Here is a 26,881-nt window from a genome sequence, read left to right on the forward strand (position 1 = left end):
TAGACGAGCGGGCGCTGGTGCGTCCGTCTCCCGGGCCGGGCCGGCCGGCTACGCGGCGACCACGCAGAACTGGTTGCCGTCCGGGTCGGCCAGCACGGTCCAGCCGTCGAACGCGCGCACCTCGGTGGCGCCGAGCCCGCGGATCCGGGCCACCTCGGCGGCCCGGTCGGCGGCGAAGAGGTCCAGGTGGAGCCGGTTTTTGCCGGTCGCCGGCTCGGGGACCAGCTGCACCCACAGGCCGACCCCGGCCTTGGCCGGATCCTCCAGGTAGTTGCCGCTCGCGTCCGAGGAGGCGAGCTGGTAGCCGGTCACCGCCTGCCAGAACGCGGTGGCGCGGGGCAGGTCGTTCGTGTCGATGCCGACGTTGCCGATGCGGATGCTCACGGTTGGGTCCCTTCTTCTAACCAACGTAGGCCGTACGTTAGTTAGGTAACCGGCTACGGTCAATGGCCGGTTAGGATTGCTCCATGGCACCCGACGCCGTCCCCGACGCCCCGCCGGACGGCGACGCGGCGCCCGCCCCGCTCGACCGGATCGAGGCGTTCGTCAACACCCGGAACGAGGACCGGGACGATCTCGACACGCCGGCGCGGCTCGTCGAGTGGCTGCACGCCCGCGGCCTGGTGCCGGCCGGCAGCACGGCCACCGCGGCGCAGCTCGACCGGGCCCGGGCGGTCCGCGAGGGGATCCGGGCGTTGATCGCCGGCAACAACGCCGAGCCGGTGCCCAGCCCTCGACCGGACGGCCTCGACCCGGCCGCCCGGACCGGGCTGGCCGCCCTGGCCCGCGACCTGCCGTTGGTGCTCGACGTCACCCTCGACCCGCCCCGGCTGGTGCCCGCGGCCCGGGCGCCCGTCGACGCCGCGCTGGCCGGGCTGCTCGCCGTGGTCGCCGAGGCGGTGGCGCTCGGCACCTGGAGCCGACTCAAGGCGTGCCGGGAACCGAGCTGCCGGTGGGCCTACTACGACCACTCCCGCAACCGGCGGCGCACCTGGTGCTCGATGGAGATCTGCGGCAACCGGGCCAAGGCGCGCGCCGCCCACCAGCGCCGCACCGCCCCGCGCCGCTGAACCCGCCCCGGGCGGTCCGCGTCGGTCGATGCCGGACCCGCCGTTAACCTTGACCGCGATGGCCGTCGTGACTGACCCCCAGCCCCCCGCCCCGACCGACCCGCCCGCGTCGCCCGACGGCGGGCGTCGCCGCGTGGTCGCGATGACCGGCTGGGGGGTGGCCTTCGTCGCCGGCTGGCTCGCCATCGGGCTGCCCACCGACCCGGCGTACGCGTTCCTGTGGATCTGGGCGGCCACCATCGCCTGGAACTCCACCCGACCGTGGCGCAGCCACCTGCGCTTCGCCCGGGACTGGGTGCCGGTGGTGCTGCTGCTTGCGGTCTACAACCTCTCCCGCGGCTTCGCCGACAACGGCGCCACCCCGCACGCGTACGAGCTGATCGTCGCCGACCGGTTCATGTTCGGTTGGGCCACCGGGGGCGAGGTGCCCACGGTCTGGCTCCAGGAGCACCTCTACCGGCCCGCGGTGCAGTGGTGGGACGTGGCGGCCAGCTGGGTCTACTTCTCGCACTTCGTGGTGGCGCTGGCCGCCGCCGCGGTGCTCTGGCTGCGCGACCGGGGGCGCTGGGCGGCCTTCATGCGGCGCTGGGGCTTCCTCTGCGCCACCGGCCTGGTCACCTACTTCCTCTACCCGGCCGCCCCGCCCTGGTGGGCGGCGCAGAACGGGCTGCTGGAGGAGGTCGCCCGGATCTCCACCCGGGGCTGGAAGGCGTTCGGCATGCACGGCGCCGGCAACCTGCTCAACGCCGGCCAGATCGCCTCGAACCCGGTCGCCGCGATGCCGTCGCTGCACACCGCGTTCGCGCTCTTCGTGGTGCTGTTCTTCCTGCGGCAGACCCGGCGACGCTGGTGGCCGCTGCTGCTGGCCTACCCGCTGGCGATGACCTTCACCCTGGTCTACTGCGGCGAGCACTACGTCATCGACGTGCTGGTCGGCTGGGCGTACGTGGGGATGACCTTCCTGGTGGTCGGCCTGGCCGAGCGCTGGTGGGCGGCCCGGAAGGCCGGCCGCGCCGTGCCGGAGCGCGACCCCGGGCCGAGCGACCCGCCGGCCGCCGCCGAGCCACCGGCGGTGCCCGCGACCCGCTGACCGCCGGCGCCGGCCGGCGCGGCCAGGCCGGGGTCGGTGACGACTCCCCGGCGCGCCGGATCGCTCAGCCGGCGCGGCGGGCGGTGTGCGCGCGGGCCGTCAGCTCCGCCGCCAGCGCCCACGCCTCGGCCAGGTCGCGGTCCCGGGCCGCGGCTCCCGCGCCGCCGGCGGTGTCGGCGTGCACGGAGGCCAGCCGCAACCACCGCTGGAGCGGCCCCTGCACCACCCGCACGCTCTGGATCCGGGCGTACGGCACGATCGCCACCTGCCGGGTGAGCAGGCCGGAGCGGACCGCGAAGACCCGCTCGTGCAGGCCGGCGCCGAGCACGCCGCGGCTGAGCGGGTTGAGCCAGCGGGCCCGGGCCGGCGGCGGGCTCAGCGGCAGGGCGCCGATCCGCACCCCGGGCAGCACCTCGGCGACGATCGCCTCGCCGGTCGCCAGGTCACCGACCGGGAGCAGCCGGTCCGGCCGGTTGCGCTCGTCGGCCTCACCGGCGGAGTAGCCGGCCACCTCCAATCGCAGCCGCAGCCAACCCTTGACCCGCCACAGCAGCGGCCAGGTCACCCCGACCGTCTGCACCCGGTGCAGCGGCACCGTCTGGGCGCGGGTCTCCAACAGGCCGTTGCGTACCCGCAGCGTGCCCTCGTCCAGGGCCAGCCGGAAGTTCCAGTCGTCGAGCACTCGGCGGATCGGTTGCAGGAGCACGCCGGCCATCGCGGTGAGCGTGCTCGCCACCGCGATGAACGACCAGGACCCCGCGGAGAGGAACTGCACCACCACGAAGGCCAGGCCGAACGGCAGGAAGAACGCCTGCGGGGTGAGCAACTGGCTGACCAGCAGGTCCTCGTTGCGCACCGCGTGCAGCGGCCGGCCGGGCGGGACGGCCGCGTCCGGGACGGGGGCCGCCGCCGGGGTCGTCAGGCCCGGGGCCGGCCCGGCCGCCCCGGGGGTGACCCGGCCGGCGAGGGCCAGCAGCCGGCCGCGCAGCGCGGCGGCGTCGGCCACGCTCAGGTACGCCAGCGGAGCCTCGGTCTTGCCCCCGCCGACCACCTCCAGCCGCAGCTCGGCCAGGCCGGTGAGCTGGGCGAGCAGTGGGCGGACCACCTCGACGGCCTGGAGCCGCTCCAGCGGGATGGCCCGGGTGCGCCGCCAGAGCAGCCCCTCGTACACCCGCAGCTCGCGGCCGACCACGTGGTAGCCGGTGTTGTACCAGCTCACCACGGACAGCACGGTGGCGCCGAGGGCGATCACCACCACCATCGCGGCGAACCAGCCGAAGCCGACCCGGGACAGCGTCGACCAGGACAGGCCGGCGATCACCACCACCAGCGACTTGGCGCCGTGCAGCGCCGGGCTCAGCGGGTGCAGCCGTTGCCGCGGCTCCACCGCGCCCGGCGGCGGCATCCCGCCCGGCGGGGGAGCGGCGCCGGCCGGTGGCACCGCGCCAGGGGGAGACGCGCCGGGTGGCGGGAGGTCCGCCGGCGGGGTGGCGGGACGGGTGCCGGGCAGCGGCGGCCCGGGTGGGACCGGCTCGGCGCCGTACCGCGGCAGGGCCGGGCCGGGTTGGTCCGGGCCGCCGCCGACCGGGTCGCTCACAGGCCCTCCGCCCGGTCCTCGCCGAGCGCGGTGAGCCGGTCACGCAGCCGCGACGCCTCGGCCGGACGCAGCCCCGGCACCCGGGCGTCGCTTGCCGCCGCGGCGGTGTGCAGCTGCACGGTGGCCAGGTCGAACGCCCGCTCCAACGGACCGGCGCTGACGTCGACGAACTGCATCCGCGAGTACGGCACGATCGACAGCCGCCGGACCAGCAGCCCGTGCCGGACCAGCAGGTCGTCCTCCCGCTCCGCGTAACCCCAGGCCCGTACCGCCCGGACGATGGCCACCACGCGCAACGCGGTGAGCAGCAGCACCGCCCCGAGCGCCGCGCCGAACAGCCAGTGGCCGCTGAGCGCCCAGCCGATGCCGAGCCCGAGCAGGACCACCCCGACGACCGTGGCCAGCCGGAGCAGCTCCACCCAGATCAGGTCCGTCGAGATGGGCTGCCAGCGGACGGTGGCCGGCCAGGGTTCGAGGGGACCGGCCGCCGGGCCGGGCGGTGCGGTCGGACCGGCCGGCGCTGCGGTGGGCTCGGCCGGCGCCGGGCCGTTCTGCTCGTCACCGCTCACCGTGGACATCCGTCGTGCGCGCTCACACGTCGAGCGTAGGCGATCCGGACACCGGTACGACCTCCCGCAGGAAGCCCCGGGCGTCGAGAAAATCGCCGAGGGTGGCCCGGTGCTCGGCGCAGGCCAGCCAGGTCTTGCGCCGCTCGGCGTCGTGCAGTCGGGGATTGCGCCACCGCAGGGCCCACCGCGCCGGTGCCCGGCACCCGCGCGCCGAGCAGATCAGCTCCGGGTCGGCGGCATCGCCGGACGGGGAGGGGATGCTCATCCCGGCCAGTCTAGGCGGGGACGGAAGATTGAGCGCCGGGCGGCCACGGGGGGAGCCGCCCGGCGACGGGGTGAATCGTACACGCGCCGGGGCGGTCCCGGTAAGCCCGTGATCGGCGATTCGACGTCCGGGGACGGCGCGGCGAAAATCGCCTTCTCCCCACCTCGGCTCTCAGCCGGGCATGCGAGTCTTGATACGCACCACCCCGCGACGACCGACCATGCTGTGGAGGACCGGTGGCCCAGCCGACCACGCCCGACGTCCCGACCCCGAACGGGGCGGGCCCGGAGACCACCGCGCCGGCGACCACGCCGGCCGAGGACGCGACGCTGCTCGAGCGGGCGTTGTTCGAGATCAAACGGGTGATCGTCGGGCAGGACCGGATGGTGGAGCGGATGTTCGTGGCGCTGCTCGCCCGCGGCCACTGCCTGCTGGAGGGGGTGCCCGGCGTGGCCAAGACGCTCGCCGTGGAGACGCTCGCCAAGGTGGTCGGCGGCTCCTTCGCCCGGGTGCAGTTCACCCCTGACCTGGTGCCGGCCGACATCATGGGCACCCGTATCTACCGGCAGTCGAGCGAGAAGTTCGACGTCGAGCTGGGGCCGGTCTTCGTGAACTTCCTGCTCGCCGACGAGATCAACCGGGCGCCGGCCAAGGTGCAGTCGGCGCTGCTGGAGGTGATGAGCGAGCGGCAGGTCTCCATCGGCGGCGAGTCCCACCGGGTGCCGGACCCGTTCCTGGTGATGGCCACCCAGAACCCGATCGAGCAGGAGGGCGTCTACCCACTGCCCGAGGCGCAGCGGGACCGCTTCCTCATGAAGATCGTGGTCGGCTACCCGACCGACGCGGAGGAGCGGGAGATCGTCTACCGGATGGGCGTCGCCGCGCCGGAGCCCACCCCGGTGTTCAGCACCCCGGATCTGATCGCCCTGCAACGCAAGGCCGACCAGGTCTTCGTGCACAACGCCCTGGTCGACTACGCGGTCCGGCTGGTGCTGGCCACCCGGAGCCCGGCCGAGCACGGCATGCCGGACGTGGCCCACCTCATCCAGTACGGCGCCAGCCCGCGCGCCTCGCTCGGCCTGGTCCGGGCCACTCGGGCGCTGGCCCTGCTGCGCGGCCGGGACTACGCGCTGCCGCAGGACGTGCAGGACATCGCGCCGGACATCCTGCGCCACCGGCTGGTGCTCAGCTACGACGCGCTCGCCGACGACGTGCCCGCCGACCACGTGGTGCACCGGGTGTTGTCCACCATCCCGCTGCCCTCGGTCGCGCCCCGGCAGCAGGCCACGCCGACGCCGGCCGTCGCCCCGCCGGGTGCCGGCTGGCCCGGGCAGCGGCCGTGACCTCACCCACCCGTCGACCCCTCGGCGCCCCCGCCGACCGCAGCGAGGCCGTGCTGTCCCGGCTCCAACTGCTGGTCACCCGCAAGCTCGACGGCCTGCTCCAGGGCGACTACGCCGGACTGCTGCCCGGGCCCGGCAGCGAGGCGGGGGAGTCCCGCGAGTACCGCCCCGGCGACGACGTACGCCGGATGGACTGGCCGGTCACCGCGCGGACGACGACGCCGCACGTGCGGCGTACGGTGGCCGACCGGGAGCTGGAGACCTGGCTGGCGGTGGACCTGTCGGCGAGCCTGGACTTCGGCACCGGGCAGTGGCTAAAGCGCGACGTGGTGGTGGCCGCCGCGGCGGCGATCGCCCACCTCACCGTGCGCGGCGGCAACCGGATCGGCGCGGTGATCGGCAGCGGCGGCGGCGCCGCGGCGCCGACCGGCCGGTGGCGGGCAGCTTCGCCGGTCGCCGGTCCCGGGGTCTACACCCGGCTGCCCGCCCGGTCGGGGCGCAAGGAGGCGCAGGGCCTGCTGCGGGCGATCGCCGGCACCGAGATCCGCCCGGGTCGCGGTGACCTGGGCCGGTTGGTCGACATGCTGAACCGGCCGCCCCGGCGGAGGGGCGTCGCGGTGGTGGTCTCCGACTTCCTCGCCCCGCCGGCCCAGTGGGTCCGCCCGCTGCGCAAGCTGCGGGTCCGGCACGACGTGCTGGCCGTCGAGGTGGTCGACCCGCGGGAACTGGAGCTGCCCGACGTCGGGGTGCTGCCGGTGGTCGACCCGGAGACCGGCGAGCTGCACGAGGTGCAGACCGCCGACCCGGCGCTGCGGCACCGTTACGCGGCGGCGGCGGCCGCCCAGCGCGCGGAGATCTCCGCCGCGCTGCGCTCCGCCGGCGCCGCCCACCTGCGACTGCGTACGGACCGAGACTGGCTGCTGGACATGGTGCGCTTCGTGGCCGCGCAGCGGCACGCCCGCACCCGGGGGACGACACGATGATCCGTTTTCTGCAACCGTGGTGGCTGCTGGCCGTGCTGCCGGTGCTCGCCCTGGCCGCGTTCTACGTCTGGCGGCAGCTGCACCGCCGGGCGTACGCCGTCCGGTTCACCAACGTCGACCTGCTGCGTACCCTCGCCCCGAAGGGGCTGGGCTGGCGGCGGCACGTGCCGGCCACCGCGTTCCTGCTCTGCCTGCTGGTGCTGGCCACCGCGCTGGCCCGGCCGGCGGTGGACACCAAGCAGCCGTTGGAACGGGCGACGGTCATGCTCGCCATCGACGTGTCGCTGTCCATGCAGGCCGACGACGTGGCGCCGAACCGGCTGGAGGCGGCCCAGGAGGCGGCCAAGCAGTTCGTCGGTGAGCTGCCCGAGACCTACAACCTGGGGCTGGTCTCCTTCGCCAAGGCGGCCAACGTGCTGGTCCCGCCGACCAAGGACCGGGAGGCGGTGACCAGCGCGATCGACGGGCTGGTGCTGGCCGAGGCGACCGCGACCGGGGAGGCGGTCTTCACCTGCCTGGAGGCGATCCGCTCGGTGCCCGCCGACGGTGCCGCCGGGATCCCGCCGGCGCGCATCGTGCTGCTCTCGGACGGGTTCCGCACCTCGGGCCGGTCGGTGGAGGAGGCGGCGGCCGCTGCGCAGGCGGCCAACGTGCCGGTCTCCACCATCGCCTTCGGCACCGACGCCGGTCAGGTGGACATCGGCGGTCAGCTCCAGCGGGTGCCGGTGGACCGGCTGGCCCTGGCCGAGCTGGCGGAGACCACCGAGGGCTACTTCTACGAGGCGGCCTCGGTGAGCGAACTGAAGCAGGTCTACCAGGACATGGGCAGCTCGATCGGGTTCCGTACCCAGCCCCGGGAGATCACCCAGTGGTACGCCGGGGTGGCCCTGCTGCTCGCCCTCTGCGCGGGGGCGCTGAGCCTGCTCTGGTCCTCCCGGATGCTGTGACCGGCGGCGCGCCCGCCCGTCGTGATCGGGGGCGCGCCGACCGGCCGGCCGGTGCGGGTCAGTGACCCGCGCCGGCCAGGACGAAGACGACGGCGACCCAGACGGCGGCGAGGGTGAAGCCCAGCGGGGCGAGGTAGCGGCTCATGGTCAGCTCCGGGTGGCGGCTGGACGGCCCGGCGGGCGGGGGCGCGGACCGTGCGGGTGGATCAGGACGCACACACGAAGTCGTGACCGGGCGGCTCCCGGAGCGCCGGCCCGGCGGGCGGCGCTGCACGGCCGCCCCGGCGGGTGGCCGGAGAGCGGGCGGTGCGGGGAGCGGGATCGGGTCAGCTCACCTGCTGAGTCGTGGCTCAGCGGAGCGGACGTTCGGCCCGGCCACGACTGGGAGGATCGCTATCTCGCACAGCGATCACCTCCTGCGGTCGGCGGGGCCCGGAACGCGGGCCGCACGACGGCCCGCAAACGCGGATCATCGTACACCCGCCGATGCGGGCCCCCGCACTCAGCCGACCGGGCGCGCGACGCCGTCCATCGGTGGGTGTCCGGCCGGCCGGGCGGACGCCGTGCCGCCGGCCCTGCGGCCGCGGACCAGCACCAGCAGCACGGCGGCCAGCACCGGCAACCAGCAGAGCCGGGCCACCAGCCAGCCGGGACCGTCCGGCGCGGTGTGCAGCCCCGGCAGGTCGGCGCCGGCGCGGGCGGCCAGCACCGTGACCCCGACCAGCACCGGCTGGTGCCAGAGGTAGACCCGCACCGCGTGCCGGTTGACCAGGCCCACCGCCCACCCGGCCCACGGCCGCCGGGTCAGCCGGGCCAGCGCCGGCCGGACCGCCAGCCCCACCCCCACCTGGGTCACCGCCAGCGCCACCGCGAACAGCGACGGCGGGTGCAGGTTGGACACCGCCGCGCCGGGCACCCCCACCGCGCTGACCGGGTAGCCGAGCGCGATCAGGCCGGCCAGCCCGGCGGCCCCGGCGCCGGCCAGCCCCAGTGCGGCCCGCCGGCCGGTGAGCCGGCCGTCGGCGTGCGCCAGCCCCAGCAGGTAGGGCACCGCCCACGCGGCCAGCACGGCGACCGGCAGCCGCCCGGGAACGGCGGGGTACAGCCGGCCGGTCAGGTCGGCCACGGCCACCACGGCCACCGCCGGGGCGGCGCAGCGCAGCGCACCCCACCGGCGTACGGCGGCGCGCAGCGGCGCGGTCAGCGCCACCAGGACGAGCAGCGGCAGCAGGAACCACAGTGGACTGACCGCCAGCGTCAGCGCCACCGACAGCGTGCCGTCCGGGGTGCCCAGCACGGTGGCGGCCAGCAGCACCGCCGCCCCGATGCCGAGCAGCGCCACGGCCGGCAGCACCAACCGGCGCAGCCGGCGAGCGAGCCAGGCGCGCCCGCTGGGCTGCCGGGCGGCCGAGCGGGCCGAGGCGTACCCGGCGGCGAAGAAGAACAGGCCCAGCGTCTGCAACAGCCAACTGGCCGGCGCCAGGGACGGCATCGCGGTCAGCGGGCTGGCCTGGGTCAGCGTGCCGTCCGGGGCGAGCACCAGCCCGGTGACCAGCCAGTGCCCGAGCACCACCCCACCCACGGCGTACGCCCGCAGCGCGTCGACCGCGCGGTCCCGGCTCACCGGGCCGCCCCGTCCGCCGTCGTGGCGTCGGCGGTGCCGGTGAGCACCACCGACGCCACCGCGTCGAGGGTGGCCGCGTCCGGGCTCAGGTACCGGTCGTGCCCGCTCACCCTGGTGACCGGCAGCGGCCGGGCGCCGAAGGCCGGGTCGGCCGGCCGGATCCCGTGCCCCAGCCCAGGCAGGCGCAGCTGGGGCACCCGGCGGATCCAGTCCGTCTCCGCCTCGGCCGCCCAGACCCGTACCCGGCCGAGCCGATCCGCCCGGTCGGTGCCGGCGCCGATCCCGCCGAGCGTCACCACGTCGGTCACCTGCGCCGGCGCCCGCCTCGCGGCCAGCCCGACCACCAGCGCGCCGTAGCTGTGCCCGACCAGGGTGACCCGGGCCGCCGGCCGGCGCGCGGCCAGCTCGGCGAGCAGGTCGGACAGGGCGTCCGCGCCCCGCCGGGCGGCGGTCGTCCCGGCCGCCGTGAGCACCCCGTCGGGCGGGTCGTAGCCGAGCCAGGCGAGCACGGCGACCCGGGCGCCGGGGTTGGCCGACCGCAGCGCCGCGTGCAGCTCGGCGGCCTGCACCGCCGGCGCGCGCCGGGCCACCCCGCCCAGCCCCCGGTCGAAGTCGCGCAGCGTGCTCCCCACCCCGGGCACCAGCACCGCTATCCGGTCCGCGCCGGCCAGGTCGCCGACCACCTCGACGGCCAGCCCGTCGCCGCGCGGGTCGAAGGCCAGGAACCGTCGGCCGCGCTCCGCCCAGTCGGCGTACGGCGGGCCGGCGCCCCGCATCGCCGCCACCGTGTCCGGGTACCGCTCGACGAACCCGGCCGCGGCCACCGGCGCCGGCCGGGCCGGCAGCACCACCCCGGCGCCGAGCAACGCGGCCAGCGCCACCCGCAGCACACCTACGCACCGCATCACCGTGCTCCCTCCGTGTCGGTCACGGTGGGCAGCGTGCGGTGTCGGGCACCGCCGGCGCGTCACCCCGGGGAGCCGTCCTCGACCCGGTACCGGAGAGCTACTCCCCGGCGGCCACCAGCCCCGTCTCGTACGCCAGCACCACGGCCTGCGCGCGGTCGCGCAGGCCCAGCTTGGCCAGGATCCGGCCGACGTGCGTCTTCACGGTCTGCTCGGCCACCACCAGGTCGGCGGCGATCTCGGTGTTCGACCGGCCGCGGGCGATCAGCCGCAGCACCTCGGTCTCCCGTGGGGTCAGCGCGGCCAGTTCGGTGGGGCGCGGGCGGCGCCGCTCCGGCCGGGCCGCGAACTCGGCGATCAGCCGGCGGGTGACCGCCGGGGCGAGCAGCGCGTCGCCGCCGGCCACCACCCGGACCGCGTGCACCAGATCGGCGGCCGGGGCGTCCTTGAGCAGGAAGCCGCTGGCCCCGGCGCGGAGCGCCTCGTAGACGTAGTCGTCCAGGTCGAAGGTGGTCAGGATGAGCACCCGGGGGCGGTCGGCGGGACGGTCGCCGAGCAGCTTGCGGGTGGCGGCCAGGCCGTCCAGCACCGGCATCCGCACGTCCATCAGCACCACGTCGGGGTCGAGCCGGCGGGCCGCCTCGATCGCCTGCGCCCCATCGGCGGCGTCGCCCACCACCAACAGGTCCGGCTGGGCCGCCAGCAGCGCGCCGAAGCCCTGCCGGACCATCGCCTGGTCGTCGGCGATCAGCACCCGGATCATGCTGTCCCGTCCTCCCCGTCGCAGGGCAGCACCGCGACCACCGCGTACCCGCCGTCGTCGGTCGGCCCGGCGGTGAACGTACCGCCCAGCGACACGGCGCGTTCCCGCATACCGGTCAGCCCGTGCCCGTGTCCGGCCCGGCCGCCGCCTGCGGTGGTCGGGCCGTCGCCGCGGTCGTTGGCCACCCGGACCTCCAGCGCGCCGGCCGCGCCCCGGATCGTCGCCCGCACCTCGGCGCCGGCCGCGTGCCGGGCCGCGTTGGCCAGCGCCTCCTGCACGATCCGGTACGCGGCCAGCCCGACCGACGCCGGCGGTTCGGCGGGCACGTCGACCTCCAGGGTCACCGTCATGCCGGCCCGCCGGGCGGCCTCGACCAGCGCCGGCACGTCCGGCAGCCCGGGCTGCGGCGCGGTCTCCGGATCCGCCGACTCGCTGCGCAGCACGCCGAGCAGCCGGCGCATGTCGGTCAGCGCTTCCCGGGCGGCGCCGGCAATGGCGGTGAACTCGGCCCGCGCGGGCTCCGGCACGGCGTCGAGCCGGTACGGGGCGGTCTCCGCCCGCACCGCGATCATCGACATGTGGTGGGCGACCACGTCGTGCAGCTCCCGGGCGATCCGGGTGCGTTCCTCCAGCACCGCCCGGCGGGCCTGCTCCAGCTCGCTCCGCTCGGCCTGCTCGGCGAGGGCGCGCTGGCTGAGCCGCCGCCGCCGGATCTGATCGGCCAGCAGCAGCGCGCCGATCACGAGCACCGTGACGCCGTGCGCGTTGGCGCGCTCGGCGACGAAGAGGTAGACCGGCAGCAGGGTAGCCGCCCCGGCCCAGAGGGCCAGGCCGGTCTCCACCCGCGTGCCGAGCACCACCAGGACCACCAGGTAGCCGAGGATCTGCACCGGGTTCCACGGCCACGGCTCGTCGGGGCCGGCGCGCACCACGCCGAGGAAGAGCAGCGGGTAGGCCAGCCGCCACGCCCACAGCGGCCAGCGCACCGCCAGCGCCACCGGGACGGTCGCGCCCAGGCCGAGCGCGACGGTGTAGCCGTCGGCCAGCCCGCGGTTCTCCTCCAGGTACTGCGCGGCCGCCGCGGTGAGCCCGACCAGGGCCAGCACGGCGAACGGGACCAGATAGGAGCGCCAACCGTGCCAGCGGCGCCGGGTGGTCGCGGGGCGCGGCGGCACGTCCGGGCCGACGAGCAGCCGCCGCAGGTCGTACAGGGCGACGCGGACCGGATTGTCGGGCTGAGCCATCCCGGCAGGCTACGACGACGGTGCGCCGCCGGTCGTGCCACCACGGGGTGACCCGGGCGTCGTACCCCGGTGTGACGTGCCCACCGTTAGCGCTTACCTGCCGGTAACGCCTAGGCTCCGACGCGTCCGCGCAGACGACGACGCTCTAGGGGGATCCGTGGCCCGTACCGTGCTGGTGACCGGAGGCAACCGGGGGATCGGCCTGGCCATCGCGCAGGCCTTCGCCAAGCAGGGCGACCGGGTGGCGGTGACCCACCGCAGCGGCGAGCCGCCGGCGGGGCTGTTCGGGGTCCGCTGCGACGTCACCGACGCCGACTCGGTCGACGCCGCCTTCACCGCCATCGAGGCCGAGCTGGGGCCGGTCGAGGTGCTGGTGGCCAACGCCGGCATCACCGACGACACGCTGCTGCTGCGGATGTCCGAGGAGCAGTTCACCAGCGTGCTGGACACCAACCTGACCGGCGCGTACCGGTGCGCCAAGCGCGCCGCGGGCAAGATGCTGCGGGCCAAGTGGGGCCGCATGATCTTCATCTCCTCGGTGGTCGGCCTCTCCGGCGGCGCCGGGCAGGTCAACTACGCCGCCAGCAAGGCCGGCCTGGTCGGCGTGGCCCGCTCGATCACCCGCGAGCTGGGCAGCCGCAACATCACCGCGAACGTGGTGGCCCCCGGCTTCATCGACACGGACATGACCGCCGTGCTGACCGAGGAGCGCCGGGCGGAGATCCGCAAGTCGATCCCGGCGGGTCGGATGGCCAGCCCGGACGAGGTCGCCGCGGTGGTCACCTGGCTGGCCGGGGACAGCGCCGGGTACGTCTCCGGCGCGGTGATCCCGGTCGACGGCGGCCTGGGCATGGGTCACTGAGCACCGGTCACTCGAGAAAGTACGGAGGAACCCCTGTATGTCCGGACTGCTGGCCGGTAAGCGGCTGCTCGTCACCGGCGTGATCACCGACGCCTCGATCGCCTTCTCGGTGGCGAAGCTCGCCCAGGAGAACGGCGCGCAGGTCGTGCTCACCGGCTTCGGCCGGCTCTCCCTGGTAGAGCGGATCGCCAAGCGGCTGCCCGAGCCGGCCCCGGTGATCGAGCTGGACGTCACCAACGCCGAGCACCTCGCCGGGCTCGCCGACAAGGTGCGCGAGCACGTCGACGGCCTGGACGGGGTGGTGCACTCGATCGGTTTCGCCCCGCAGAGCTGCCTCGGCGGCGGCTTCCTCGACGCCCCGTGGGAGGACGTGGCCACCGCGCTGCAGGTCTCCACGTACTCGTACAAGTCCCTCGCGATGGCGGCGCTGCCGCTGATGTCCCCCGGCGGCGCGGTGGTCGGCCTGACCTTCGACGCCACCAAGGCGTGGCCGGTCTACGACTGGATGGGCGTGGCCAAGGCCGGGCTGGAGTCCGCCTCCCGCTACCTGGCCCTGCACCTGGGCAAGCAGGGCATCCGGAGCAACCTGGTCGCCGCCGGGCCGCTGCGCACCATGGCCGCGAAGTCGATCCCCGGCTTCGAGCAGTTCGAGGACGCCTGGGCCGAGCGCGCCCCGCTGGGCTGGAACCTCACCGACCAGGAGCCGGCCGCCCGGGCCTGCCTGGCGCTGCTCTCCGACTGGTTCCCGGCCACCACCGGCGAGATCGTGCACGTCGACGGCGGCTACCACGCCATCGGCGCCTGAGCCGCGCCGACCGGCGCCCCGGGCACCCCGGGGCGCCGGCCGCCGCCGGGGTCGCCCGGCTCACGCAATCCGGGGGCGTCACCGACCCGGCGCCGGCCGCGGGGAAGAATGGGCCCCATGGCGTACGACGCGGTGGTGTTGGTGTCCTTCGGCGGCCCGGAGCGGCCGGAGGACGTGATGCCGTTCCTGCAGAACGTGACCCGGGGCCGGGGCGTGCCGCCGGAGCGGCTGGCCGAGGTCGCCGAGCACTACCAGCACTTCGGCGGGGTGTCGCCGATCAACCAGCAGAGCCGGGACCTGCTCGCCGCGATCCGGGCCGACTTCGCCGCCCACGGCCTCGACCTGCCGGTCTACTGGGGCAACCGCAACTGGCACCCGATGCTCGCGGACACCGTCACCCAGATGCGCGACGACGGGGTGACCCGGGCGCTCGCCTTCGTCACCAGCGCGTTCGGCGGCTACTCGTCCTGCCGGCAGTACCAGGACGACATCGCCGCGGCCCGCGCCGCGGTCGGCCCGGACGCCCCGCTGATCGACAAGCTGCGCCAGTTCTGGGACCACCCCGGCTTCGTCGAGCCGCACGCCGACGCCGTCCGGTCAGCCCTGGCCCAGCTCGCCCCGGCGACGCGGGCCGGCACCCGGCTGGTCTTCACCGCCCACTCCGTGCCGACCTCGATGGCCGCCAACGCCGGCCCGCACGGCGGCCGGTACGAGGCGCAGCTGCACGAGGTGGCCCGGCTGGTCCACGCGGCGGCCGCCCCGGACCTGCCCTGGGACCTGGTCTGGCAGAGCCGCTCCGGGCCGCCGCAGGTGCCGTGGCTGGAGCCGGACGTCAACGACCACCTCGCCGCGCTGGCCGCCGCCGGCGACACCACCGCCGTGGTGGTCAGCCCGATCGGCTTCGTCTCCGACCACCTCGAGGTGGTGTGGGACCTGGACACCGAGGCCCGCCAGACGGCCAAGCAGCACGGCCTGGACTTCGTCCGGGCCGGCACCCCCGGCATCGATCCCCGGTTCGTGGCGATGGTGCGCGAGCTGGTCCTGGAGCGGATCGAGCCGGACGGGATCACCCGGCGCCGCCGCCTCGGCGAGCTGCCGATGTGGGACACCTGCCCGACGGTGTGCTGCGTGCCCACCCGCCGCCCCTCCTGACCTTCGGCGGACCATCCGCCCCGACGACCCCTGGGACGAGACACCATGCATGAGCGCAGGACCGTGGAGAGCTGGCTGACCGACATGGACGGCGTGCTCGTGCACGAGGGGCAGCCGGTGCCCGGCGCGCCGGAGTTCGTCAAGAAGCTCCGCGCGTCCGGCAAGCCGTTCCTGGTGCTCACCAACAACTCCATCTACACCCCGCGGGACCTGCGGGCCCGGCTCGGCCGGATGGGGCTCGACGTGCCGGAGGAGGCGATCTGGTCGTCCGCGCTGGCCACCGCGCAGTTCCTGGCCGACCAGCGGCCGGGCGGCACCGCGTACGTGATCGGGGAGGCCGGGCTGACCACGGCGCTGCACGCGGTCGGCTACGTGCTGTCCGACTTCGCGCCGGACTACGTGGTGCTGGGCGAGACCCGCACCTACAGCTTCGAGGCGATCACCAAGGCGATCCGGCTGATCAACGACGGGGCGCGGTTCATCTGCACCAACCCGGACGCCACCGGCCCGTCGATGGAGGGGGCGCTGCCGGCCGCCGGCTCGGTCGCCGCGATGATCTCCAAGGCGACCGGGGTGGAGCCGTACTTCGTCGGCAAGCCGAACCCGATGATGATGCGCTCGGCACTGAACACCATCGATGCGCACTCCGAGTCGACCGCGATGATCGGCGACCGGATGGACACCGACATCCTCTGCGGCCTGGAGGCCGGGCTGGAGACCATCCTGGTGCTGACCGGGATCAGCACCCGCGCGGAGGCGGAGCGCTACCCGTACCGGCCGTCGCGGATCGTCGACTCCGTCGCCGACCTGCTCGACGAGGTCTGACCGGCGGCCGTCAGCGCCCGCGTCGCCCGTACCGGCGGAGCAGCACGGTGACCGCCCAGCACATGAAGAACGCCTCGATCGCGGCCAGGACCCCGGTGAGCGCGGCCTCGGCCATCAGCGTGCCTCCCGTCAGGGGCGCAGCGGGGCGTTGCACGCGGCCACCAGCGCCTGCCGGCAGGCCGCGGTGAGCGGGCGCAGCGCGGCGTCGCGCTGCTGGGCCTCGTAGTTGTTGATCGCCCCGCCCGGCGCGGCGTGCCCGGCCAGGGCGAGCACCCGGTCCAGCACGGCGGCCCGGGCGAAGAGCCGACGGGCCCGCGGGTCGAACCCGGGCGGCAAATCGGTGGTGCCGTCCGGCCGGCGCAGCGCCTCCAGCGCCCCGGCCAGCTCCGGCCGCCACTGCGCCACGTCGAGCCGGGTCAGCGCCGCGGTGGTCTCAGCCAGCGCGGCGGCCAGTTCCGCCTCGGCCTCGGCCGCCCCGGGCAGCGTCAGCGAGGCCGCCGGCGCGTCCGCCGGCAGCGGGTAGACCCGCCACAGCACCGTTTCGAAGGTGTCGCCGGAGCCGGAGGTGTGCGTGCGTACCTCGGGGATCAGCCCGAGACCCCCGGCCACCACCGCCTCACCGGCGAGCAGCGCCGCGCCGGCGAAGTCGCCCGGCCCGGGCAGCCCGCGCGGGTCGCCCGGCGCGGGCAGCACCAGCCGGATCTCGTCCGGCGAGAGCTTGGCCAGGGTGGGCAGCGCGTCGCGCAGCGACACGTCCCGCCAGGTGCCGGGCGCGTCCGCGACGAGGTGCTCCTCGGTGCCGGCGATCGCGTCGGCGACCTCGTCGAAGGGAACCAGCCCGGCGCGCCACGCGCGCACCCAGGCGACGAACCGGCTCGACCGGCGCGGCGCGAGTGTGGCCGCACCCGCTGCGGGGGTGGACATGCCGAAAAGGGTACGTGGTCTCCGCCGCCCCTGTCTCGACTGCCGCTCCGACCGCTCCTTCTGCCGTCGATCATGGCATTGTGGTGGGCGGATCGTCGATTTCCGCCGGGTTTGCCGGCCGCCCCGGACCGCATGTTCGACCTGCCGCCGACCGTCGGCGTGTCGGGTGCGGGGGTGCGGACCGACCGTTAGCTTGATCGGCATGGCTGGGCGGTATGCGGACGACGTGCTGGCGGGGGACTGGCGGCGACGGAAGGTCACCCCCGAGGTGGACGCGGAACCGGACCTCGTGGTCGAGGACGCCGAATCCGGGTTCTGCGGCGCGGTGGTCGGCTTCGAGTCCGGTGCGGTGGTGCTGGAGGACCGGCACGGGCGCCGGCGCAACTTCCCGCTGCTGCCGGCCGCGTTCCTGCTCGACGGCCAGCCGGTGACGCTGCGCCGCCCCGCCCGCGCCCCGGTCCCGGCCGCCCGGCGCCGCACCGCCTCCGGCTCGATCGCGGTCGACGGGGTACGCGCCCAGGTCGCCAAGGCCAGCCGGATCTGGGTCGAGGGCATCCACGACGCCGCCCTGGTGGAGCGGATCTGGGGCGACGACCTGCGGATCGAGGGCGTGGTGGTGGAGCCGCTGGACGGCATCGACGCGCTCGACACCGAGGTGCGCGCGTTCGCGCCCGGCCCCGGCCGGCGGCTCGGCGTGCTGGTCGACCACCTGGTGCCCGGCTCCAAGGAGAGCCGGATCGTCGCCCAGGTGACCTCCCCGCACGTGCTGGTCACCGGGCACCCGTACGTCGACGTGTGGCAGGCGGTCAAGCCGAAGGCGCTGGGCATCCCGGCGTGGCCGGTGGTGCCCCCGGGGCGGCCGTGGAAGGAAGGCGTCTGCGCGGCGCTCGGGGTGGCCGAGCCGGCCCACATGTGGCGGCACATCCTGTCCCGGGTCGACAGCTTCGCCGACGTGGAGACGCCGTTGATCAACGCGATGGAACGCCTGATCGACTTCGTCACGGAGCCTGGCTGATCGGGGTGGTTGCGCTCAGGGCCGGGGGCCGCCGTGCCCGGCTCCGGGCGGTCAGGCTTGATCCCTCCGCCGGGCACGGCGGCCCCCGGCCCGTCGGGTGCCGTCCCCGCCCGTTTGTTGCGGTGCGGCCGTTGTCTACTCGGTGATCTTCGCTTGCTGGGCATGGCGGCCTTCGACCGTGGGTGGTGTTCCCGCCCGCTTGTTGCGGTGCGGCCCTGGTCTGCGCGCTGGCCTTCGCCCCGTTCGTCGGGTCTCTCGCTTGCGCCTGCTGTTCGAGACCGTGCTCGACCTGGTTGTAGTGGCATCGGGGTTGCTGCGAGGGCACTACATCCAGGATGTTGCGTGATCTTGGTGGCCCTGCTGCCCGTCGGCCGTGGTGGCCCTGCTGGCCATGGTGGTCCTGGGCTCGGCGGCGCGGGTCAGGGTTCCTGGTTGGGGGTGCGGGTGAAGAGGAAGGTGGCGATGTCGAGGGCGGCGACCTGGCCCGTGTCGTCGCGGAGCACGGCGAGGATCTCGCCGTTCTCCGGGCCGGAGCGGCCGCGCCACCGGTCCGTCCCCTCCGGGGCGAACCGGCTCACCCGCTCGCCGCGTACGTGGGCCACCAGCTCGCCGGCGGCGGCGTCCCAGGTCAGGTCGAGGGTGACCCCCATCCACCACCACCGGCCGGTCACCTCGGCGATCCCGGCCGGCGGGGCCGCGGCGGTCGGTTGCCAGGGCCGCGGGAACGCCGGCTCGGCGTCCAGCACGGTGGTGAGCGCCCGCTGCCCGAGCGAGCCGATCCCGCCACTGCGGAAGCCGTACGAGTTGGCGAAGCCGACCACGGCGGTGCGGGACGGGCGGTGCACCGCCAGGGCGGCCACGTAGCCGGGCATCGACCCGCCGTGCCCCACGTACACCCGCTCGCCCTCCCGGTAGAGCTCCAGGCCCAGGCCGTGCCCGCCGCTCCACGAGTCGAGGTCGCTGATCACCACCGGCGCGCACATTTCGGTGAGCGTCTCCGCCGCCAGCACCCGCGGGTCGGGGTCGGCCAGGAAGGCGGCCCACCGGGCCAGGTCCTCGACGGTGGACCAGAGCTGTCCGGCCGGGGCCATCGCCCGGGTGTCGGTACGCGGCTCCTCTCGCAGCGTGTCGTGCCACGGGTGCACCACGTAGCCACGGGCGAACGGCTCGGTCGCCGCGTACGTGGTGCGGCGCATCCCCAGCGGCTCCAAGATCCGCTGCCGCAGCAGGTCGGCCCACGGGGTGCCGGTGATCCGCTCCAGCACCCCGCCGAGCAGCCCGTACGCCAGGTTGGAGTAGTGGTACCAGCGGTGCGGCGGGTAGGCGATCTTGTCGGCGGTGACGCCGCGCAGCAGGGTGGCCAGGTCGACGCCCTCGGCGCGCTCCCACCACGGCCCGTCGGGCTCGCGCTGCAGGCCACTGGCGTGCCCGAGCAGCTGGCGCAGGGTGAGCGAGCCGACCGCGGTGCCGGGCAGGTGCTCCGCCAGCGGGTCGTCCAGCCGCAGCCGCCCGGCGTCGCGCTCCTGCATCACCAGGGTGGCGGTCATCGTCTTGCTGATCGAGCCGATCCGGTACTGCAGGTCCGCGTCCGGGCGGGGGTGCTCGCCCGCGGTGGCGAGGTGGGCCAGCGTGCCGTCGCGCACCACCCCGATCACCAGCGACGGCGTACGGCCGGCGGACTGCGCCGCGGCGACCAGTTCGTCGATCTTCCGGGCGGTCTCCGGCAGCAGGGCCACGGCGTCTCCTCGGTCGGCCGGCGGTGCGGGTGCCGTCGAGCTTACTGATCATGGCGAAGAGGTCGCGCGTGCATTTCCGTGTCACGATCTAAGGGTGGACGCCGTGCTGTGGATCGTGTTGGGTGTGGTGCTGGCCGTCGCCGAGATCTTCACGACGACGCTCTTCCTGATCATGTTCGCGGCCGGCGCCTTCGCCGCGGCGGGTGCCGCGGCGCTGGGGGCGCCGGTCGGGGTGCAGGCGATCGTCTTCGCCGGGGTGTCGGCGCTGACCGTGCTGGCCGTCCGGCCGACCCTGCGCCGGCACCAGCGCTCCGCGCTGGCCAGTGGCGAGCAGCCGTTCGGAGTCGAGGCGATCGAGGGCAGCAGCGCGCTGGTGCTGGAGCGGGTCGACGCCGACAGCGGCCTCGTCAAGATCGACGGTGAGCTGTGGAGCGCTCGCTCGTACGACGCGGGTCAGGTCTTCGACCCGGGTGAACGGGTGCAGGTGATCCAGGTCCGGGGTGTGACCGCCCTGGTCTGGCGGGACGACATTTCTTCTTCCGGCGAGCTACCCGAAGCGAAAAGGTGAGTACATGGAACTCGTGTTCCCGGTCCTGCTGATAGCCGTGGCGCTGATCGCGGTGATCACCCTGGCCAAGGCGGTGCGGATCGTGCCGCAGCAGCGCCAGGACGTGGTGGAGCGACTGGGCAAGTACAAGCGCACGCTGAACCCGGGGCTCAACCTCCTGGTGCCGTTCATCGACGCGGTGCGTACCAAGGTCGACATGCGCGAGCAGGTGGTCAGCTTCCCGCCCCAGCCGGTGATCACCTCCGACAACCTGGTGGTCTCGATCGACACGGTCCTCTACTTCAAGGTGGTCGACTCGGTCCGGGCCACGTACGAGATCTCGAACTTCCTCCAGGCGATCGAGCAGCTCACCGTGACCACGCTGCGTAACGTGATCGGTTCGCTCGACCTGGAGCGGGCGCTGACCAGCCGGGAGGAGATCAACCGGCACCTGTCGGGTGTGCTCGACGAGACCACCGGCCGGTGGGGCATCAAGGTGACCCGGGTGGAGATCAAGGCGATCGAGCCGCCGCCGAGCATCCGCGACTCGATGGAGAAGCAGATGCGGGCCGAGCGGGACCGCCGCGCCGCCATCCTCAACGCCGAGGGCCACAAGCAGTCGCAGATCCTCACCGCCGAGGGTGAGAAGCAGGCCGCGGTGCTGCGCGCCGACGGTGACCGGCAGGCCCGGATCCTCCAGGCCGAGGGCCAGGCCAAGGCGATCCGGACCGTCTTCGACGCCATCCACCAGGCCAACCCGAGCCAGAAGGTGCTCGCCTACCAGTACCTCCAGGCCCTGCCGCAGATCGCCAACGGCAGCGCGAACAAGGTCTGGATCGTGCCGGCGGAGCTGACCAAGGCCCTGGAGGGGATGGGCGGCGCGCTCGGCGGGCTGAGCCGGATGGTCGGCGACGAGCCGGCGCCGGAGGCCGCCGACGGGGCGAGCGAGGTCGAGCGCGAGGCGGCCGAGGCCGCGCAGGCGGCGGCCGCCGCGGCCCAGCAGATCCACGACGAGGTACGGGTCGCCGAGGCGCAGGCCGCCGGCGGCAAGCCGCAGGGGCTGCCGGCGCCCGAGCCGGTCTCCCCGGCGAGCCTGCTCAACGACCCGGCCGACCAGCGCGAGCGCGGCTGACCGGTACGGCGACACGGGTCGCCAGGGGTGTTCCTCCGCGGAGCACGCCTGGCGGCCCGTTCCCGTTTCGGGACATCCGGCACGCCGGGTCCGATCGCGGCGCGTTTCGCCTGGTGGTGGCCGCCGGGCGGCCCGGGGAATAACGCGAAAGCCCCTCATGCCCGCCCCGACCGCTGCCACCATCGGTGCGAGGACGGGCGGTGACCAGGCAGCGGACACCGGGGGGCGTCCCGCGCCGCTCGTCGGATGAGCGAGGTGACGCATGAAGGATCCGGCGAAGCGGATGTGGTCCACGGACCCGATCCCCGGGGCGCACGACCCCGCCGGGCCGCTCGGCAGCCGGCGTACCGGCGGGGGATTCGGGGTGCTGCCCTTCGTGGGCGACCCGGGACCGGCCGGCCCCGCCACCAACGCCAGCTGGGCCTGGTCGGTGCGCCGCTTCGCCCGGGCGGCGGTGTGGCTGCTGCCCGCGTACGCCGTGCTCTACGGCGTGGTGGCGATGGCCAGCGACGGCGGGGTGGGCAACGACCCGTACCCGGCCGACGGCCGCCCGCTGTACCTGCTCGGCTGGGTGGGCGCGGTCTGGCTGGGGCTACTCGCCCTGCTCGCGCTGACCGGGCTGCTGGCGGCGACCCGCAGCCGCCGGGTGGCCGCCGCCGGGTTGCTGGTCAGCATCGCCGGCACGGTGCTCATGCTGCCCTTCGCCGGCCTGGCGGAGCAGACCCCGGTCTTCGGCACCACCGCCCGGACCCTGGTGCTGGTCGGCGCGACCTGCTACAGCGTGGGCTGGGCCTGCACCGGCTGGTCGGTGGCCCGCTCGGGGATGTTCAGCATGGGCGACGGGGTGATGTTGATGATCGCGGCGCCGCTGCTCGGTCTCGGTGGCGCCCTGCTGGGCTCGTTGCAGACCTTTGGGGCGATCTTCGTGCTGATCGCCGGCATCGGCATCGGTTACCGCTCCGGCCGGCTGATCCCCAGTGAGATCATGCGCGACGCGGCCAACGCCAGCCTCGCCACCCCGGCCGCCCCGACCACCCCCACCACCGGCCCCACCGGCCCCCTCCCCACCTGACCGCCCACCCGCCCCGCGCCGCCGCCGTGTCGATCGTGACGTTGGCGGCGGCTGTGGAGATCGACATCGTCGCCCAACCTCATGACCAACCGGGGCGGCGGTTGGGCGGCGGGTGCATGGGAGGGGGCTGGGAGGGTGCGGTGAGGTTGCTGACAAAGGGGGAGCGGGGGTGGTCGGTTGGTGGCATTCGCGGTAATTCTGGGGACCATGGCCGTGCCCCGCTCGCCGCTGTCGCGGCTGTTCACCGTGCTGCTCGCCGGCGTGCTCGCCGGTCTCGTCCTGGCGGTCGCCGCGCTGCCGGGCAACCTGCTGTTCGGGTTCGCCGCCAAGGCGGCGCTCGGGTCGTACGCCGCACTGCCGGAGGCGCTGCGCACCCCGGCCACGCCGCAGCGCTCCTACCTCTACGCCAACGACGGCAAGACGCTGATCACCACGTTCGACGATGTGAACCGTAGCGACGTCCCGCTGTCCGAGATCGCCCCGGTGATGCGGCAGGCGATCGTGGCGGCCGAGGACCGGCGGTTCTACTCGCACGGCGGGGCCGACCTGCGCGGGCTGTTCCGGGCGCTGGTGGCCAACGTCTCCGGCGGCGGCACCGAGCAGGGCGGCTCGACGCTGACCATGCAGTACGTCCGGAACGTGCTCAAGACCGACCCCAGCCGCACCGCCGAGGAGCGCGCCGCGGCCACCGAGCAGACCGTCGGCCGCAAGCTCCAGGAGATCCGGTACGCGGGCGCGCTGGAGGAGCGGCTCGGCAAGGACGAGATCCTCAACCGCTACCTGAACATCGCGTACTTCGGATCCGGGGCGTACGGCGTCGCGGCGGCCAGCCAGCGCTACTTCGCCAAGTCCCCGGCCGACCTCACCCTCGCCGAGGCGGCCCTGCTCGCCGGCCTGGTGCAGTCGCCGGAGGCGTACAGCCCGATCGACGGGGACGCCGACGCCGCGCTGGAGCGCCGCGGTTACGTGCTGGACTCGATGGTCGAGACCGGGGCGATCACCGCCGAGCAGGCGGCGCAGGCCAAGGCGGAGAAGCTGACCCTGCGTCCGACCGCGCAGCCGAACGGCTGCACCGCCGTCGCCCAGGGGCACGACGACTGGGGCTTCTTCTGCGACTACCTGCGGCAGTGGTGGCTGGCCCAGCCGGAGTTCGGCGCCACCGTCGAGGAGCGCGAGCAGGCCCTGCGCCGTGGCGGCTACACCGTGGTGACCTCGCTCGACCCGCAGGTCCAGGCCACCGCACAGCGCGAGGCCACCAAGATCTACGGGTACGGCAACAAGCGGGCCGTGCCGATCGCCGCGGTCGAGCCGGGCACCGGCCGGGTGCTGGCGATGGCGGTCAACCGGCACTACAGCCTCGACGCCAACCCGGACGGGCAGGCCAACCACCCGAACACCGTCAACCCGCTGATCTCCGGCGGCGACAGCGTCGACGGCTACCAGGCCGGCTCGACCTTCAAGCTGTTCACCATGCTCGCCGCGCTGGAGGCCGGCAAGCCGCTGGCCACCGGCTTCGACGCGCCCAGCCGGCTGCCCACCCGGTACGCCGCCGAGGGCGAGGGCAGCTGCGACGGCCGGTGGTGCCCGGCCAACGCCAACCCGGAGTGGATGGACGGCTACCGGATGATGTGGGACGGCTTCGGCCGTTCGGTGAACACCTACTTCGTGTGGCTGGCCGAGCAGGTCGGGCCGGAGAAGGTGGTGCAGATGGCGCAGCGGCTCGGCATCACCTTCCGGGCCGACTCCGACGCCGAGTTCGCCCGCGAGCACGCCGAGGACTGGGGCTCGTTCACCCTGGGTGTGGCCGCCACCACCCCGCTCGACCTGGCCAACGCGTACGCCACGGTTGCGGCGGAGGGGACCTGGTGCGCGCCGCTGCCGGTGGTCTCGGTGACCGCGCCGGACGGCGAGCGGGTGCCGGTCGGCGACCCCTCCTGCAAGCGGGTGCTCGACGCCGACGTGGCCCGGGCCGCCACCGACGCCGCCCGCTGCCCGGTCGGCCAGCAGTCCCCGTACGGGCAGTGCAACGGCGGTACGGCCACCGCGGTGAACCGGATCCTCGACGGCCGCCCGGTGGCCGGCAAGACCGGTAGCTCCGAGCGGAACGCCACCGAGACCTTCGTCGGGTTCACCCCGCAGGTCGCGGTCGCCGGCATCGCCGCCAACCCCGACGACCCGGCCGACTCGGTCGGCTCGGCGGTGCAGGCCCGGGTGATCGAGGCGGTCGCCCGGGTGATCGCCACCGCCGTCGACAGCAAGCCGGCGCAGGGGTTCGCCGCGCCCAGCCGGGAACTGGTCGGCGACCCGCGCCGCCCGGTCGAGCGGCCCCCGGTCGTCCGGACGCCGTCCGACGAGCGGCGCCCCGCCGCCGACGACGATGACCCGCTGGCCGACCTGCGCCGCTGGCTCGGCCGCCGAGGCTGACCCGCCCCCCCACCCGCCGCCGCCCGATGACCGAGGCCACACTTTCGCCGAATGTGTGGCCTCGGCGCGCCGCAAGGCCACACATTCGGCGAACGTGCGTCGCCGGGCTCGGTCCCGGCGGTCAGCCGCGGCGCGGGCGGAAGGCGGCGACCGTGGCGGGCAGCCCGCGCCGGACGATCCCGGCCCAGTCGGTGTCGCCGCGCAGCATCGCCGCCGCCGTCCTGCGCGCCTGGTCGGCGGTGAAGTGCGGCGGCAGCATCAGCTCGGCCGGGTCCACCAGGGCGTTGATCACCACCGGCCGGTCGGCGGAGAGGACCCGCTCCCAGACTCCCGGCACCTGGTCGGGGGAGTCGACCAGCTCACCGCCGAGCCCCAGCACCTCCGCCCAGCGGTGGTAGCCGATGTCGGGCAGTTGCTGGCTGTCCGGGAACATCGGCGTCCCCTCGCTGGAGCGCTGCTCCCAGCTGACGAAGGCCAGGTCCCGGTTGTTCAGCACCAGCACCACGAACCGCGGGTCGGCCCAGCTGCGCCAGTACTTCGCCACGGTGATCAGCTCGTTGACCCCGTTCATCTGCATCGCGCCGTCGCCGATCAGGGCCACCAGCGGGCGGTCCGGGTGGGCGAACTTGGCCGACAGCGCGTACGGCATGGCGCCGCCCATGGAGAGCAGGGTGCCGGAGAGGCTGGCCAGCATCCCGGGGCGGACCTGGATGTGCCGGGCGTACCAGGCGGTGGTGGTGCCGCAGTCGACCGCGAGCATCACGTCGTCGGGCAGCCGGTCGCTGAGGGCGCTGAACAGCAGTTGCGGGTTGACCGGGTCGGCGGACTGCCCGGCCAGGTCCCGCTGCGCCTGCCGCCAGGACGAGGTCGCCGCAGCGATCGTCTCCCGCCAGCGGGTCGGGGCCGGCCCGGGGCCGAGTTCCCGCAGCAGCGCCCGCAGGGTGGGGGCGGCGTTGCCGGTCAGGTTCACCTCGGTCGGGTAGCGCAGCCCCAGCTGGGTGCCGTCCCGGTCGATCTGCACCGCCCGGGCCTTGCCCGGCGGCGGATAGAACTCCGAGTACGGCATGTTGCTGCCCACGATCAGCAGCCGGTCGCAGTCGCGCATCATGTCCCAGCTCGGGCGGGTGCCGAGCAGACCGATCGCGCCGGTCACCCAGGGCTCCCGATGGTCGACCGCGGTGAACCCCAGCAGCGCGGTGGCCACTCCCGCGCCCAGCCGGTGGGCCACCTCCCGTACCTCGGTCTCGGCGCCGAGCGCGCCCTGCCCGACCAGCATGGCCACCCGCTCGCCGGCGCCGAGCACCTCGGCGGCGCGGCGTACCTCGGCCGCCGGCGGCACGGTCGGCCCGCTGCTCGGCACGCTGCTGGTGTGGTAGTAGCCGTGCGCGTAGGGCGGCTCCGGGACGGCCGGCTTGTCCTGCACGTCCAGCGGGAGGACCAGGGCGGTCACGGTACGGCGGGCCAGGGCCGTCCGGCAGGCCCGGTCGACCAGGTGGCGGACCTGCGCGGGATGGTCGAGCTGGGCCAGGAACGCCGCCGCGACGTCCTTGTAGAGGGCGAGCAGGTCGACCTCCTGGTAGTAGCCGCCGCCCTCGGCGGTGAGGGCGGTGTGGCCGACCAGGGCGACCACCGGCTGATGGTCCAGCTTGGCGTCGTAGAGGCCGTTGAGCGCGTGGATCGCCCCGGGCCCGCTGGTCACCAGGACGCAGCCCAGCGGCCCGCCGCCGTACTTGACGTGCGCGGACGCGGCGAACCCGGCGGTCTCCTCGTGCCGGACCTGGATGAACTGCGCCCGCTCGGCGGTGCGTTGCAGCGCCGAGGTCATGCCGTTGATGCCGTCGCCCGGATAACCGAAGTAGCGGCGTACGCCCCAGCAGGCCAGCCGTTGCACGAGGTGGTCGGCGACGGTGGCGTCCCGGGGCAGCGGCCACGGATCGGCCGCCACCCGCCCGTCGCCCCGCCACCCGTCACTGCGGTCTGCGCTCAC

The 26,881-nt window shown here is 74.9% G+C and carries 26 protein-coding genes; 14 read left to right on the plus strand and 12 right to left on the minus strand.

Annotation, left to right across the window (positions count from 1 at the left end; translation table 11 throughout):
- Nucleotides 1–48 precede the first annotated feature (48 nt).
- Nucleotides 49–384, minus strand: a complete 336-nt coding sequence (locus tag GA0070609_RS06435; RefSeq protein ID WP_088992953.1) for a VOC family protein — start codon at nt 382–384, stop codon at nt 49–51.
- 83 nt (nt 385–467) lie between these two features.
- On the opposite strand from GA0070609_RS06435, the gene GA0070609_RS34100 reads away from it, so the two are divergent.
- Both GA0070609_RS34100 and GA0070609_RS06445 read left to right on the plus strand, forming a co-directional pair.
- A complete protein-coding gene (locus GA0070609_RS34100; RefSeq protein WP_088992954.1) occupies nt 468–1,070 on the plus strand; it encodes a CGNR zinc finger domain-containing protein in 603 nt (200 codons plus the stop codon).
- 58 nt (nt 1,071–1,128) lie between these two features.
- Complete coding sequence (locus GA0070609_RS06445; protein WP_088992955.1) at nt 1,129–2,160, plus strand: phosphatase PAP2 family protein; 1,032 nt, start codon at nt 1,129–1,131, stop codon at nt 2,158–2,160.
- A 64-nt stretch (nt 2,161–2,224) separates the two neighbouring features.
- Here the strand turns inward: GA0070609_RS06445 and GA0070609_RS06450 are convergent, their stop codons facing one another.
- From GA0070609_RS06450 to GA0070609_RS06460, 3 genes are all read right to left on the minus strand, one after another.
- Nucleotides 2,225–3,565, minus strand: a complete 1,341-nt coding sequence (locus GA0070609_RS06450) for a PH domain-containing protein (RefSeq protein ID WP_088997535.1) — start codon at nt 3,563–3,565, stop codon at nt 2,225–2,227.
- A gap of 188 nt (nt 3,566–3,753) precedes the next feature.
- Nucleotides 3,754–4,326: a PH domain-containing protein gene (locus GA0070609_RS06455; RefSeq protein WP_408630633.1), complete on the minus strand. Its 573-nt coding sequence runs from the start codon at nt 4,324–4,326 to the stop codon at nt 3,754–3,756.
- 22 nt (nt 4,327–4,348) lie between these two features.
- Nucleotides 4,349–4,591, minus strand: coding sequence for a hypothetical protein (locus GA0070609_RS06460; protein ID WP_088992957.1), 243 nt, complete (start codon nt 4,589–4,591; stop codon nt 4,349–4,351).
- A gap of 236 nt (nt 4,592–4,827) precedes the next feature.
- On the opposite strand from GA0070609_RS06460, the gene GA0070609_RS06465 reads away from it, so the two are divergent.
- The 3 genes from GA0070609_RS06465 to GA0070609_RS06475 are packed head-to-tail and all read left to right on the plus strand — an operon-like array spanning nt 4,828 to nt 7,864.
- On the plus strand, nt 4,828–5,934 hold the full coding sequence (locus tag GA0070609_RS06465) for an AAA family ATPase (RefSeq protein WP_088992958.1): 1,107 nt from the start codon (nt 4,828–4,830) through the stop codon (nt 5,932–5,934).
- Nucleotides 5,913–6,917: a DUF58 domain-containing protein gene (locus GA0070609_RS06470; protein WP_088992959.1), complete on the plus strand. Its 1,005-nt coding sequence runs from the start codon at nt 5,913–5,915 to the stop codon at nt 6,915–6,917. Before GA0070609_RS06465 ends, GA0070609_RS06470 begins: the two co-directional genes overlap by 22 nt.
- On the plus strand, nt 6,914–7,864 hold the full coding sequence (locus GA0070609_RS06475; protein ID WP_088992960.1) for a VWA domain-containing protein: 951 nt from the start codon (nt 6,914–6,916) through the stop codon (nt 7,862–7,864). Before GA0070609_RS06470 ends, GA0070609_RS06475 begins: the two co-directional genes overlap by 4 nt.
- A 58-nt stretch (nt 7,865–7,922) precedes the next feature.
- Here GA0070609_RS06475 and GA0070609_RS33060 read toward each other — a convergent pair whose 3' ends face one another.
- The 5 genes from GA0070609_RS33060 to GA0070609_RS06495 all read right to left on the minus strand — a co-directional run bounded on the left by GA0070609_RS33060 (nt 7,923) and on the right by GA0070609_RS06495 (nt 12,400).
- The gene (locus GA0070609_RS33060; RefSeq protein WP_157748069.1) at nt 7,923–8,081 is read right to left on the minus strand and encodes a hypothetical protein; all 159 of its coding nucleotides are present in this window, start codon (nt 8,079–8,081) and stop codon (nt 7,923–7,925) included.
- 285 nt (nt 8,082–8,366) lie between these two features.
- Nucleotides 8,367–9,488 (minus strand): acyltransferase family protein, encoded by a 1,122-nt coding sequence (locus GA0070609_RS06480; RefSeq protein WP_088992961.1) that lies wholly within the window; start codon nt 9,486–9,488, stop codon nt 8,367–8,369.
- Nucleotides 9,485–10,393: an alpha/beta hydrolase gene (locus GA0070609_RS06485; RefSeq protein ID WP_088992962.1), complete on the minus strand. Its 909-nt coding sequence runs from the start codon at nt 10,391–10,393 to the stop codon at nt 9,485–9,487. Before GA0070609_RS06485 ends, GA0070609_RS06480 begins: the two co-directional genes overlap by 4 nt.
- Before the next feature lie 100 nt (nt 10,394–10,493).
- Nucleotides 10,494–11,156 carry a response regulator gene (locus GA0070609_RS06490; RefSeq protein WP_088992963.1) on the minus strand — a complete coding sequence of 221 codons (663 nt, stop codon included), beginning with the start codon at nt 11,154–11,156 and terminating at the stop codon, nt 10,494–10,496.
- Complete coding sequence (locus GA0070609_RS06495; protein ID WP_088992964.1) at nt 11,153–12,400, minus strand: sensor histidine kinase; 1,248 nt, start codon at nt 12,398–12,400, stop codon at nt 11,153–11,155. Before GA0070609_RS06495 ends, GA0070609_RS06490 begins: the two co-directional genes overlap by 4 nt.
- A 157-nt stretch (nt 12,401–12,557) precedes the next feature.
- On the opposite strand from GA0070609_RS06495, the gene fabG reads away from it, so the two are divergent.
- The 4 genes from fabG to GA0070609_RS06515 all read left to right on the plus strand — a co-directional run bounded on the left by fabG (nt 12,558) and on the right by GA0070609_RS06515 (nt 16,044).
- On the plus strand, nt 12,558–13,262 hold the full coding sequence (gene fabG / locus GA0070609_RS06500) for a beta-ketoacyl-ACP reductase (RefSeq protein WP_088992965.1): 705 nt from the start codon (nt 12,558–12,560) through the stop codon (nt 13,260–13,262).
- Between the two features lie 37 nt (nt 13,263–13,299).
- On the plus strand, nt 13,300–14,067 hold the full coding sequence (fabI, locus tag GA0070609_RS06505; RefSeq protein ID WP_088992966.1) for an enoyl-ACP reductase FabI: 768 nt from the start codon (nt 13,300–13,302) through the stop codon (nt 14,065–14,067).
- 117 nt (nt 14,068–14,184) lie between these two features.
- Nucleotides 14,185–15,219 (plus strand): ferrochelatase, encoded by a 1,035-nt coding sequence (locus tag GA0070609_RS06510; RefSeq protein ID WP_088992967.1) that lies wholly within the window; start codon nt 14,185–14,187, stop codon nt 15,217–15,219.
- A gap of 45 nt (nt 15,220–15,264) precedes the next feature.
- On the plus strand, nt 15,265–16,044 hold the full coding sequence (locus GA0070609_RS06515) for an HAD-IIA family hydrolase (protein WP_088992968.1): 780 nt from the start codon (nt 15,265–15,267) through the stop codon (nt 16,042–16,044).
- A 129-nt stretch (nt 16,045–16,173) separates the two neighbouring features.
- Here the strand turns inward: GA0070609_RS06515 and GA0070609_RS06520 are convergent, their stop codons facing one another.
- Nucleotides 16,174–16,968, minus strand: a complete 795-nt coding sequence (locus tag GA0070609_RS06520) for a hypothetical protein (protein ID WP_088992969.1) — start codon at nt 16,966–16,968, stop codon at nt 16,174–16,176.
- 202 nt (nt 16,969–17,170) lie between these two features.
- Here GA0070609_RS06520 and GA0070609_RS06525 point away from each other — a divergent pair, with 202 nt between their 5' ends.
- The gene (locus tag GA0070609_RS06525; RefSeq protein ID WP_088997536.1) at nt 17,171–17,983 is read left to right on the plus strand and encodes a DUF3097 domain-containing protein; all 813 of its coding nucleotides are present in this window, start codon (nt 17,171–17,173) and stop codon (nt 17,981–17,983) included.
- Between the two features lie 419 nt (nt 17,984–18,402).
- Here GA0070609_RS06525 and GA0070609_RS06530 read toward each other — a convergent pair whose 3' ends face one another.
- Entirely contained in the window at nt 18,403–19,719 is a 1,317-nt protein-coding gene (locus GA0070609_RS06530; RefSeq protein WP_088992970.1) for a serine hydrolase domain-containing protein, read from the minus strand.
- A 94-nt stretch (nt 19,720–19,813) separates the two neighbouring features.
- Here GA0070609_RS06530 and GA0070609_RS06535 point away from each other — a divergent pair, with 94 nt between their 5' ends.
- The 4 genes from GA0070609_RS06535 (at nt 19,814) to GA0070609_RS06550 (ending at nt 24,894) form a co-directional block, all read left to right on the plus strand.
- The gene (locus tag GA0070609_RS06535) at nt 19,814–20,287 is read left to right on the plus strand and encodes an NfeD family protein (RefSeq protein WP_088992971.1); all 474 of its coding nucleotides are present in this window, start codon (nt 19,814–19,816) and stop codon (nt 20,285–20,287) included.
- Nucleotides 20,288–20,291: 4 nt separating this feature from the next.
- Nucleotides 20,292–21,398 (plus strand): SPFH domain-containing protein, encoded by a 1,107-nt coding sequence (locus GA0070609_RS06540; protein ID WP_088992972.1) that lies wholly within the window; start codon nt 20,292–20,294, stop codon nt 21,396–21,398.
- A gap of 262 nt (nt 21,399–21,660) precedes the next feature.
- Nucleotides 21,661–22,470: a hypothetical protein gene (locus tag GA0070609_RS06545; RefSeq protein WP_088992973.1), complete on the plus strand. Its 810-nt coding sequence runs from the start codon at nt 21,661–21,663 to the stop codon at nt 22,468–22,470.
- A gap of 207 nt (nt 22,471–22,677) precedes the next feature.
- Nucleotides 22,678–24,894, plus strand: a complete 2,217-nt coding sequence (locus GA0070609_RS06550; RefSeq protein ID WP_088992974.1) for a transglycosylase domain-containing protein — start codon at nt 22,678–22,680, stop codon at nt 24,892–24,894.
- 121 nt (nt 24,895–25,015) lie between these two features.
- Here GA0070609_RS06550 and GA0070609_RS06555 read toward each other — a convergent pair whose 3' ends face one another.
- Entirely contained in the window at nt 25,016–26,881 is a 1,866-nt protein-coding gene (locus tag GA0070609_RS06555; protein ID WP_408630634.1) for a thiamine pyrophosphate-requiring protein, read from the minus strand.

Source organism: Micromonospora echinaurantiaca (assembly GCF_900090235.1).
Taxonomy (GTDB): domain Bacteria; phylum Actinomycetota; class Actinomycetes; order Mycobacteriales; family Micromonosporaceae; genus Micromonospora; species Micromonospora echinaurantiaca.